General features: G+C 45.3%; 7 protein-coding genes. 5 read left to right on the top strand and 2 right to left on the bottom strand.

Going from position 1 to position 11,233, the window contains the following annotated elements:
* Positions 1-229 precede the first annotated feature (229 nt).
* Together argS and GGR07_RS03855 are read right to left on the bottom strand one after the other, a co-directional pair.
* Positions 230-2,023, bottom strand: a complete 1,794-nt coding sequence (argS, locus tag GGR07_RS03850; protein ID WP_034542791.1) for an arginine--tRNA ligase — start codon at positions 2,021-2,023, stop codon at positions 230-232.
* A gap of 86 nt (positions 2,024-2,109) precedes the next feature.
* The gene (locus tag GGR07_RS03855; protein WP_021646355.1) at positions 2,110-2,382 is read right to left on the bottom strand and encodes an HU family DNA-binding protein; all 273 of its coding nucleotides are present in this window, start codon (positions 2,380-2,382) and stop codon (positions 2,110-2,112) included.
* 218 nt (positions 2,383-2,600) lie between these two features.
* Between GGR07_RS03855 and GGR07_RS03860 the strand changes: the two genes are divergently transcribed.
* From GGR07_RS03860 to secDF, 5 genes are all read left to right on the top strand, one after another.
* Complete coding sequence (locus tag GGR07_RS03860) at positions 2,601-3,275, top strand: rhomboid family intramembrane serine protease (protein WP_034542741.1); 675 nt, start codon at positions 2,601-2,603, stop codon at positions 3,273-3,275.
* Complete coding sequence (locus tag GGR07_RS03865) at positions 3,256-4,158, top strand: rhomboid family protein (RefSeq protein WP_122056466.1); 903 nt, start codon at positions 3,256-3,258, stop codon at positions 4,156-4,158. The genes GGR07_RS03860 and GGR07_RS03865 overlap by 20 nt, the downstream gene beginning before the upstream one ends.
* 3 nt (positions 4,159-4,161) lie before the next feature.
* A complete protein-coding gene (locus tag GGR07_RS03870) occupies positions 4,162-5,268 on the top strand; it encodes an endonuclease/exonuclease/phosphatase family protein (RefSeq protein WP_034542743.1) in 1,107 nt (368 codons plus the stop codon).
* 86 nt (positions 5,269-5,354) lie between these two features.
* Positions 5,355-7,439 (top strand): M3 family metallopeptidase, encoded by a 2,085-nt coding sequence (locus tag GGR07_RS03875; RefSeq protein WP_034542745.1) that lies wholly within the window; start codon positions 5,355-5,357, stop codon positions 7,437-7,439.
* Positions 7,440-8,093: 654 nt separating this feature from the next.
* A complete protein-coding gene (gene secDF, locus GGR07_RS03880; RefSeq protein ID WP_034542746.1) occupies positions 8,094-11,081 on the top strand; it encodes a protein translocase subunit SecDF in 2,988 nt (995 codons plus the stop codon).
* Positions 11,082-11,233 lie beyond the last annotated feature (152 nt).

Below are 11,233 nucleotides of genomic sequence, written 5' to 3' on the forward strand. Positions count from 1 at the left end.
TTTTATCGTTGTCCGAAAATGCCGAGATGTATGAGCATTTGAAATGCTGCTTCTTTAGTTCAGGAACGATGCGGAACCCTTTGATGTATGCTCTAAAATTCTGTTTTTCAGGTTTATCTTTTATCCCCCTCCCCATCGTCCCAATGTGTATATCTCTGAACAACAAAATAGTAATCCCGGTCTAAGATTGCTGTTCAATCATCCTTTCTAAATAAATGTCTTTACCGGCCTACATTCTGGAAGGAACTTCGATACCTAGCAAACCCATCCCGAGGCGAACCACTTTGGCTACATTGGCAGACAAGGCGATGCGAAACACCTTCACCGCTTCGTTTTCTTCGCGCAGAATGCTGAAATCGTGGTAGAACTGGTTGTATTCCTTTACCAAGTCGTATGTATAGTTGGCAATGACAGACGGGCTGTAATCTTCGCCCGCTTGCTTCACCACTGCGGCAAAGTCCGCTACCATTTGGATAAGCCCTTTTTCTTTTTCCGTCAGCTCAATACCGACGGGAATCGTTCCGGTGATGGTTATTCCCATCTCGGCCGCTTTGCGCAGGACGGACTGTATGCGGGCGTAGGTATATTGGATGAAAGGTCCGGTATTGCCGTTGAAGTCGATGGATTCTTTCGGATTGAAAGTCATGTTCTTGCGGGCGTCTACCTTCAGGATGAAGTATTTCAACGCGCCCAAACCTACGATGCGCGCAATGTTGTCGGCTTCTTCCTGAGTCAGCCCGTCCAGTTTGCCCAGCTCTTGCGACGTTTCTTTCGCGGTTTCTATCATTTCTTCCATCAGGTCGTCGGCATCGACCACGGTTCCTTCACGCGATTTCATTTTCCCCTCCGGAAGCTCCACCATGCCGTAAGAGAAATGCACGAGGCTCTTTCCCCATTCGAAGCCCAGCTTATCGAGTAGGATGGAAAGTACCTGAAAGTGGTAGTTCTGTTCATTTCCTACCACATAAATCATCTTGTCGATAGGATAGTCGGCAAAGCGAAGTTTGGCCGTCCCGATGTCCTGAGTCATATATACAGAAGTGCCGTCGGCACGAAGCAGCAGTTTGTGGTCTAAACCCTCGGCTGTCAAGTCTGCCCAAATGGAGCCGTCTTCCTTCTTGAAGAAAAGTCCTTTTTCCAATCCCTCCATTACTTTCTTTTTCCCTTCGAGATAGGTTTCCGATTCGTAGTATATCTTGTCGAACCCGACCCCCATTTTCCGGTACGTTTCATCGAACCCTGCATATACCCAGTTGTTCATCATGTCCCACAAAGCACGTACTTCTGAGTCTCCAGCTTCCCACTTCACAAGCATTTCGCGGGTTTCCTGCATCAGGGGAGAGGCTGCTTCGGCTTCTTCTTTTGTCATGCCTTTTCCCATGAGTCTCGCTACTTCCTCTTTGTAATGTTTGTCGAAAGATACATAATAATCGCCTACCAAATGGTCGCCTTTCTTTCCGGAACTTTCCGGAGTTTCTCCGTTGCCGTATTTTTTCCATGCCAGCATCGATTTGCAGATGTGTATCCCCCGGTCGTTTACTATATTGGTTTTCACCACTCGATTGCCGTTTGCCGATACAATGTTTGCCAGAGCGTTTCCCAGCAGATTGTTGCGTACATGTCCTAGGTGGAGAGGTTTGTTTGTGTTCGGCGAAGAATATTCGATCATTACTAACGGAGCTTTCTCGCCGGCTTCTGTCAAGCCGTAGTGCTCATCGGCCTGAATTTCATTCAGCAGTTCGATCCATGCGTCCGATGCGACGGTCAGATTCAAAAATCCTTTTATCACATTGAAGGCAGCTACCGCAGGTTCATTCGCTTTCAGAAACTCTCCGATTTCCTGCGCTGTCTGTTCCGCTCCCTTTCTCGAAATTTTGAGGAAAGGAAAAACCACCAAGGTTAAATGCCCTTCAAATTCTCTCTTTGTTTTTTGCAGTTGCACCGACTCCGGAGCCACGTCCTGTCCGTAGAGTGTTCTCAGTCCGTTGACAATGGATGCAACAAGTTTATCTTCTATCTTCATAATCAAGTTTTTTCTTGCGCGCAAAGATACAAAAAAAGGGAGACGCTCCGCGCCTCCCTTCCCAAATTCTTTCAACGATCTCTATTTTATTCTACTGCTGCAGATAAGTCGGCACCGGCTTTAAATTTAGCCACCTTCTTTGCAGGAATAGTAATAGTTGCTTTTGTAGAGGGGTTGATACCCGTTCTTGCAGATCTTTCGCTTACAGAAAAAGTGCCAAAACCAACTAAAGAAACCTTGTCACCAGCTTTCATAGCTTTGGTAACGGAAGAGATGAAAGCATCGAGTGCTTTTTTCGCATCAGCTTTGCTCATTTGAGCTTCTGTAGCCATTGCGCTAACAAGTTCAGATTTATTCATAATACTAAATAAAATAGATTAATTAAATATATTACATTAAAAGATCATTCATAAGAACCTCACAAATATAGATGAACAAAATAATATATCAAACAAAAACAGCAAAAAAACACAGCAAATTATTGAAAAAGAGCTAATAGAGTGCTTTTTTATGCTTTAAAACAGAAAATATTCTTACTTTTGCCGGAAATTAATAAAATATATAAGAAGAAAAACGTATGCCTGCTATCACTAAGAACTTGATAATTATCAATATATTATTTTTTTTCGGAACTTTTGTAGCTCAGCGTTACAACATAGACCTCGTGAATTATTTGGGGTTGCACTTTTTCTTAGCCGGCGATTTTAATCCTGCGCAGCTTGTCACTTACATGTTTATGCACGGAGGGTTTGCCCACCTCTTCTTTAATATGTTCGCTGTTTTTATGTTTGGTCCTGTTCTCGAACAAACCTGGGGACCTAAACGTTTTCTTTTTTATTATATGGTATGCGGCATAGGCGCGGGGCTGATACAGGAAGGTGTTCAGTATATACAATACGCAACGGAGCTGAGTCAGTATTCGCAAGTGAATATCGGTACGAGAATCATTCCGATGGGAGATTATCTGAACCTGATGACCACTATCGGTGCCTCTGGAGCAGTATTTGCCATCTTGTTGGCGTTCGGAATGCTGTTTCCCAATAACCGCTTGTTCGTTTTCCCGATACCGTTTCCCATCAAAGCCAAGTACTTTGTTGTCGGCTATGCTTTGATCGAACTGTATGCGGGGGTTGCCAACCATGTAGGAGATAATATAGCTCACTTCGCCCACTTGGGGGGAATGGTGTTCGGTTTTATCTTGATTATGTATTGGAGGAAAAAAGACAGAAGCAATGGCACGTATTATAACTGATTTAAAGGAGAAGTTCAAGAAGGGAGATCTTCTTGTCCGGCTTATATACATCAATGCGGGTGTCTTTATCATCGGCGCGTTGGTAAATGTCTTTTTGAAACTTTTCAACCAAAGTCCCGCAGGCTTTTTAGAATGGTTTGCGCTACCCGCCTCTTTCCCCCGTTTAGCCCTTCAACCGTGGTCGATACTGACTTATATGTTCATACATGCCGACTTTCTGCACATCTTGTTCAATATGCTGTGGCTTTACTGGTTCGGTATTTTGTTCCTTCGCTCTTTTACTGCCCGGCATTTGTTGGGGGTGTATGTGTTGGGAGGAATATGCGGAGGTTTGCTTTACATGATTGCTTACAATGTTTTCCCGTTTTTCAGCGATTCCGTAATTTATAGTGTCCTGATAGGCGCTTCTGCTTCCACACTGGCCATTGTGGCTGCTATTGCTTACAGGGAGCCCGATTATCGGGTATATTTGCTTTTCTTCAGAGCTGTCCGGCTGAAATATCTGGCTTTGGTGGCTGTCGGTGCAGATTTGCTTCTTATTACTTCGGGTAATGCGGGAGGTCATATTGCTCACCTTGGAGGTGCACTGTCCGGTTTATGTTTCGCCGCTTTTCTGAATAAAGGTGTCGATCTCACAGGATGGATCAACAAGTTGATCGACGGTGTGGCGGCATTGTTTCGCAAAGATACTTGGAGACGCAAACCGAAAATGAAAGTGCATTACAGACCTAATGCCGACCGTGCGAGAGACTACGATTACAATGCCCGTAAAAAAGCGCAGTCTGACGAAGTAGACCGTATCTTGGAGAAACTCAAACGATCAGGCTATGAAAGTCTGACAACGGAAGAAAAAAAGAGCTTGTTCGACGCAAGTAAAAGATAACGTATGAAAGGTATAGGTAGATTCGTATCATATATTATTCTGGGCATCAATGTTTTCTTTGTCATAATGTTGGTGCTTTCGGCATATAGTCCCTACCTGCATCCACAAAGGTTCTCGTTCGCCTCTTGCTTAGGGTTGGTCTTTCCTGTGTTTTTGGCGATCAACCTGTGTTTCCTTGTTTTTTGGATTGTTTTTAATTTCAGGTATGCCTTGTTTTCTTTGCTTGGCTTGTTGATTTGCTTTTCGCAGATACTGACCTATTTTCCCATCAATTCCCGTACGGAAGAAATGCCGGAAGGAAGCATCAAACTTCTTTCTTATAATGTGATGGGCTTCAACGGGCTGACGAAAAAAGAAGGGAAAAACCCGATCTTGTCTTATGTGGCGAACAGCGGAGCGGATATTATTTGCCTGCAAGAGTATGCATACTCGGGAAATGAAAGGTATCTCACCAAGCAAGATATATTCAAAGCACTGAAAGAGTATCCGTTCCATTTTATCGGAAAGCATGGCAAAGGAGATGCGGAACTTGCTTGTTTCTCCAAATTTCCCATATTATCGGCTAAGGCTGTCGACTATGAGAGCAACTACAATGGCTCTATGCAATATGTTCTTAAGGTGAACAACGATACCCTTTTGTTGATAAACAACCATTTGGAATCCAATAAGCTTACCATGCAAGACAGGGGGATGTATGAGGATATGATCGACGCCCCCGATGCGAAGAAAGTGAAGTGGGGTGCCCGCTTGCTGCTTAATAAGTTGGCGGAGGCTTCGGCTATCCGCTCTTATCAGGCCGATTCGGTAGCCAACGTCATAGAGCGGAGCCGATACTCTACGATGATTGTCTGCGGAGACTTCAACGATGCTCCCATATCTTATACTCACCGGGTTCTTACCCGTAAGCTCGATGACGCTTTCACAAAATCGGGTAGGGGATTAGGTATTTCCTACAACAGGAACAAGTTTTATTTCCGCATAGACAATATCCTGATTAGTCCCGACTTGAAAGCTTATAATTGTACGGTAGACCGTTCTATCAGCGATTCCGATCATTATCCCATCTGGTGTTATATAAACAAAAAGAGTGTAAGGAAGCCCGATGTATAGAATTGAAATTCCTATAGTAATATAGAGTGGATGTTATAATCAGGCAAGAAAAACGAATGTAGAACATAACCCATAAATCCCTTATTATGATAAAGAAAACAGTAATTATTTTAGCGGCGAGTTGTATGATGTGTTCATGCGCAACAAAAACAGAGACTAATCCTTTCTTTACGGATTTTCAAACAGAGTATGGTGTTCCTCCTTTCGATAAAATCAAGATCGAACACTACGAACCGGCTTTTCTTAAAGGCATTGAGGAACAGAACCGGCTTATCGGGGACATTGTTTCCAATTCGGAAACACCCACTTTCGAGAATACAATTGTCGCTTTAGACCAGAGTTCCCCGATATTAGACCGTGTAGGCGCCGTTTTCTTCAACATGACGAGTGCGGAAACCACCGAAGCTCTTACTGATCTCTCCATGAAGATGGCGCCGGTACTCTCGGAGCACGAAGATAACATTCTGTTGAACAAGAAGCTTTTCGAACGTGTGAAGGAGGTGTACGACAACCGGAATCCGGAGCAACTGACCGCAGAGCAGCAACGCTTGCTTGATAAGACTTATAAGAGGTTTGTACGTTCGGGTGCAAATCTGAGTGCGGAACAGCAAGACCGCCTGCGCGAAATAAACAAAGAGCTTTCTACGCTCGGGCTTGCGTTCAGCAATAATATTCTGAACGAGAACAACACTTTCAAACTGTTTGTCGATAAAGAGGAAGACCTTGCCGGGCTTCCCGAATGGTTCCGACAAAGCGCTGCGGCAGAAGCCGAAGCGGCCGGAGAGGCGGGCAAGTGGCTGTTTACCCTGCACAATGCAAGCCGTTTGCCCTTCTTGCAATATTCCGAAAACCGCCCCTTGCGCGAGCAGCTGTATACGGCTTACATCTGCCGTGGAAACAATGACGATAAGAACGACAATAAGGAGAATATTCGGAAGATTATTTCGCTGCGCCTTGAGAAAGCCCGGATGCTCGGTTTCGACAGTTATGCCAACTTCGTGCTGGATGAGACCATGGCCAAGAACGACGCCAATGTGATGCAACTTCTCAATAAATTGTGGAGCTATGCTTTGCCCAAAGCCAAAGCGGAAGCTGTGGAGTTGCAGAAGCTGATGGATAAGGAAGGCAAGGGAGAAAAACTGGCTGCATGGGATTGGTGGTATTACACCGAAAAGTTGCGGAAAGAGAAGTACGACCTGTCTGAAGAGGAGACGAAGCCTTACTTCAAGCTCGAGAATGTACGAGACGGAGCGTTCATGGTTGCCAACAAACTGTATGGAATTACTCTATCCAACTTGGAAGGTGTTCCTACCTATCATCCCGATGTAGAAGTATTCGAAGTGAAAGACGCCGACGGTTCTCAGCTCGGTATCTTCTATGTGGACTATTTCCCCCGTCCCGGGAAGCGTGGCGGCGCATGGATGAGCAACTATCGCGAGCAATACGGGGATGTACGTCCGTTGGTATGCAACGTATGCAGCTTTACCAAACCTGTGGGCGACACGCCTTCGCTGCTTACGCTCGACGAAGTGGAAACTCTTTTCCACGAATTCGGTCACGGATTGCACGGCCTGTTGACCAAATGCCAATATAAAGGTACTTCGGGAACCAATGTGGTGCGCGATTTCGTAGAGCTTCCTTCGCAGATCAACGAGCATTGGGCCACCGAACCGGAGGTACTGAAAATGTATGCCAAGCATTATGCTACCGGAGAGACGATTCCCGATGAACTTATCGAAAAAATATTGAAACAGCAGACTTTCAATCAGGGATTCATTACTACCGAACTGCTTGCGGCTGCCATGCTCGATATGGATCTCCATATGCTGAAAGATGTAAGCAATTTGGATATCCTCGAGTTCGAAAAGCAAGCGATGGATAAGCTGGGCTTGATTCCGGAAATCGCTCCCCGTTATCGAGCTACCTACTTCAACCACATCATCGGCGGGTATGCGGCAGGATACTACAGCTATCTTTGGGCGAATGTATTGGACAACGACGCGTTCGAGGCGTTCAAAGAACGCGGCATCTTCGATAAGACCACTGCCGACCTGTTCCGCAACAATGTACTGGCAAAAGGAGACAGTGACGACCCGATGGTGCTCTACAAGAATTTCCGCGGGGCAGAGCCGAGTCTGGAACCTTTGCTGAAAAATAGGGGAATGAAATAGTCATAATGAACGGCGGCACGGATGTATGACGACAGTATGTTCGTCGGTGCTGCTTTCAGATGCTTACTATATTGCTTTTGACAGAAAATCGGGGAAGCGTCATCTAAGCCTTACTTTCTTTGGGCTAAATGGTACTTCCCGTTTTTTGTTTGTTTAAGAAAACAAATTCATATATATATATATCCCATGCTGGGTATATATGCCTACCATGCTGTACATATATGCCTACCATGCTGTACATATATGCTTACCATGCTGTACATATATGCCTACCATGCTGTACATATATGCCTACCATGCTGTACATATATGCCTACCATGCTGTACATATATGCCTACCATGCTGTACATATATACCTACCATGCTGTACATATATATTCACCGTGCTGTCTATATATGTCTACCGCAGTGCCGAAATATATGCAAAGCATCGGGACTATCTAATTGTATCTTTCTTGTTAAATAATGTTGTCCGAACTGTGATTCGAAACGCAAAAAAGGCCTTAATCATCAAATATTTGAGGGCTTATTATACCTGAATGTGAAAAAAAAACTATATTTGCAGCCTTGTATGTAGAAGACAAAACTATATACAACCGATGGGAACCGAAATTTAAATTAAAAAGTAATCATCATAAAAATTTTAAAGTAAAATGCAAAACAAAGGACTTGTAAAGGTTTTTGCGGTAGCACTCACGCTCGTATGCGCGTTCTATCTCTCCTTTTCCTTCGTAACTCGCCATTACACTAAAAAGGCGAAAGAGATTGCGAAAGGCGATGCGAAAGTAGAGCAAGATTACCTTGACTCTCTTTCGAATGAGAGAGTATGGTTGGGCAACTGGACGCTGAAAGATTGCCGTGAAATGGAAATTAGTTTAGGTTTGGACCTGAAGGGGGGTATGAACGTGATCCTTGAAGTTTCCGTGCCTGATGTTATTAAAGCACTGGCGGATAACAAGCCGGACGAAGCTTTCAATAAAGCATTGTCTGAAGCTGCCAAACAAGCAGTCAACAGTCAGGAAGACGTCATCACTCTTTTTGTTAAGGAGTACCACAAAACTGCTCCGGGTGCAAAGTTATCCGAAATTTTCGCTACGCAGCAGTTGAAAGATAAAGTCAATCAGAAATCGACAGACGCAGAAGTTGAAAAGGTACTGCGAGAGGAAGTGAAAGCCGCTGTTGAGAATTCATACAATGTGCTTCGTACCCGTATCGACCGTTTTGGCGTAGTTCAACCAAATATCCAAAGCTTGGAAGACAAAATGGGACGTATCATGGTGGAACTTCCCGGTATCAAGGAACCCGAACGTGTGAGAAAGCTCCTTCAAGGTTCTGCCAATCTGGAGTTTTGGGAAACTTATACAGCCAGAGAGCTTCTCTCTTACATGCAGTCGGCCGACAGCAAACTGCGCTCTTTGCTTGCTCGAGATACGGAAGAACCCGTTGTCGACACAGTCGAGGCAGAGCAACCTGAAGATGTGAAGAAAGCCGTCAGCACTGTAGACAGCCTTGCCGCTGCATTGAAAGGTGATGCGAAAGAAGATAAAGAAACCGACCTGAAAGAATTCAAGAAACAATATCCGCTATTGGCAATTTTGCAACTCAACTCCAGCGGGCAGGGTCCGGTGATCGGTTATGCCAGCTACAAAGATACGGCAGAGGTTAACAAATATCTGTCGATGGATGAAATCAAGGCGCAGCTTCCGAAAGACCTTCGCTTGAAGTGGGGCGTTTCTCCTGCCGAGTTCGACAAAAAGAGGCAGATATTCGAGTTGTATGCCATCAAATCTACCGAACGCAATGGTAGAGCGCCGTTAGAAGGCGATGTGGTGACAGACGCGAAAGATGAATACGACCAGTTCGGAAAGCCGGCGGTAAGCATGGGTATGAATGCGGACGGCGCACGTCGTTGGGCCCAGCTGACCAAACAAAATATCGGCCGTTCTATCGCTATTGTGCTCGACAATTATGTATACTCGGCTCCGAATGTGAACTCGGAGATTACCGGCGGACGTTCTCAGATTACCGGTCATTTTACGCCCGAGCAGGCAAAAGACTTGGCAAACGTTCTGAAATCGGGTAAGATGCCTGCCCCGGCACGCATTGTGCAGGAAGACATCGTGGGCCCGTCACTTGGTCAGGAGTCTATCAACGCAGGTATCATTTCGTTCGTCATCGCATTGGTATTGCTGATGATTTACATGTGCGCCATGTACGGCTTCATTCCGGGTATGATTGCTAACGGAGCCCTGTTCCTCAACTTCTTCTTCACACTCGGTATTCTTTCTTCGTTCCAAGCGGCACTCACCATGTCCGGAATCGCCGGTATGGTGCTCTCGCTCGGTATGGCGGTGGATGCCAACGTGCTTATCTACGAACGCACCAAGGAAGAGCTCCGCAGCGGAAAGGGATTGCAAAAAGCATTGGCAGACGGTTATTCCAACGCTTTCTCGGCTATCTTCGACTCTAACCTGACGTCTATCATTACGGGTATCATCCTCTTCAATTTCGGTACGGGCCCGATTCGCGGTTTTGCCACTACGTTGATCATCGGTATTCTCGTATCGTTCTTTACCGCCGTGTTTATGACCCGTCTGGTTTACGAACACTTCATGGCTAAAGATAAGTGGTTGAACCTGACTTTCAGCACCGGTATTTCGAAGAACTTGATGGCAAATACCCGTTTCGACTTTATGGGAGCCGGCAAGAAAGCGCTTATCATTGCGGGTGTTTTCATCCTGATTTGCTTCGGTTCGTTTGCCATCCGCGGTTTGAGCCAGAGCATCGACTTCACCGGAGGACGTAATTTCAAGGTGCAGTTTGAGAATCCGGTACAGCCCGAACAGATACGCGAGTTGATTTCAAGCAAGTTCGGTGATTCAAACGTAAGCGTTATTGCTGTAGGTACCGACAAGAAGACCGTACGCATCAGTACGAACTACCGCATCGATGATAACAGCGAAACGGTAGATTCGGAAATCGAAGCTTATCTGTACGAAACATTGAAGCCTGTGTTGACTCAGAATATTACATTGGATACGTTCATCGACCGTGATAATTATACCGGAGGAAGTATCGTAAGTTCGCAGAAAGTAGGTCCGAGCATTGCCGACGACATTAAGACGGGAGCTATCTATTCTGTCGTGTTGGCTTTGATCGCTATCGGGTTGTATATCCTGCTTCGTTTCCGCAATATTGCTTATAGTGTAGGCTCTGTTGTGGCTCTGACAAGCGATACCATCATGATTATCGGTTTCTACTCGCTGTTGTGGGGAATTGTTCCGTTCTCTCTGGAAATAGACCAGACATTTATCGGAGCTATTTTGACGGCTATAGGTTACTCCATCAACGACAAGGTGGTAATCTTCGACCGTGTGCGCGAGTTCTTCGGACTTTATCCGAAACGTAGCGAGCGTCAGCTCTTCAACGATTCTCTGAATACGACACTGGCGCGTACCATCAACACCTCGTTGAGTACATTGATCGTGCTGCTGTGTATCTTCATCCTTGGAGGTGATTCCATCCGCAGCTTTGCGTTCGCCATGATACTCGGTGTTGTTATCGGCACCATGTCTTCACTGTTCATTGCTTCTCCCATTGCATATTCTATGCTGAAAGGAAAGAAACGCGGAGAAGATTAAACGGATAGCCTGTACGGCATAAAACAAACTGCCGGACTGTGAAGTGAACCCTGAAAGTTGTACGAACAACTTTGGATCATACTTCACAGTCCGGCAGTTTGTTTTTAGTGTTCGCAACTTCTGTCTTGCTTAAAAAGATTTTACGTTTAGAA

It is taken from the genome of Bacteroides pyogenes (assembly GCF_014196225.1).
In the GTDB taxonomy this organism is placed as follows: domain Bacteria; phylum Bacteroidota; class Bacteroidia; order Bacteroidales; family Bacteroidaceae; genus Bacteroides; species Bacteroides pyogenes_A.

What these genes read in the sequence shown, in the direction of transcription:
- argS (WP_034542791.1), bottom strand. Translation starts at nt 2,023, where the DNA reads ATGAAGATAGAAGATAAACTTGTTGCATCCATTGTCAACGGACTGAGA.
- GGR07_RS03855 (WP_021646355.1), bottom strand. Translation starts at nt 2,382, where the DNA reads ATGAATAAATCTGAACTTGTTAGCGCAATGGCTACAGAAGCTCAAATG.
- GGR07_RS03860 (WP_034542741.1), top strand. Translation starts at nt 2,601, where the DNA reads ATGCCTGCTATCACTAAGAACTTGATAATTATCAATATATTATTTTTT.
- GGR07_RS03865 (WP_122056466.1), top strand. Translation starts at nt 3,256, where the DNA reads ATGGCACGTATTATAACTGATTTAAAGGAGAAGTTCAAGAAGGGAGAT.
- GGR07_RS03870 (WP_034542743.1), top strand. Translation starts at nt 4,162, where the DNA reads ATGAAAGGTATAGGTAGATTCGTATCATATATTATTCTGGGCATCAAT.
- GGR07_RS03875 (WP_034542745.1), top strand. Translation starts at nt 5,355, where the DNA reads ATGATAAAGAAAACAGTAATTATTTTAGCGGCGAGTTGTATGATGTGT.
- secDF (WP_034542746.1), top strand. Translation starts at nt 8,094, where the DNA reads ATGCAAAACAAAGGACTTGTAAAGGTTTTTGCGGTAGCACTCACGCTC.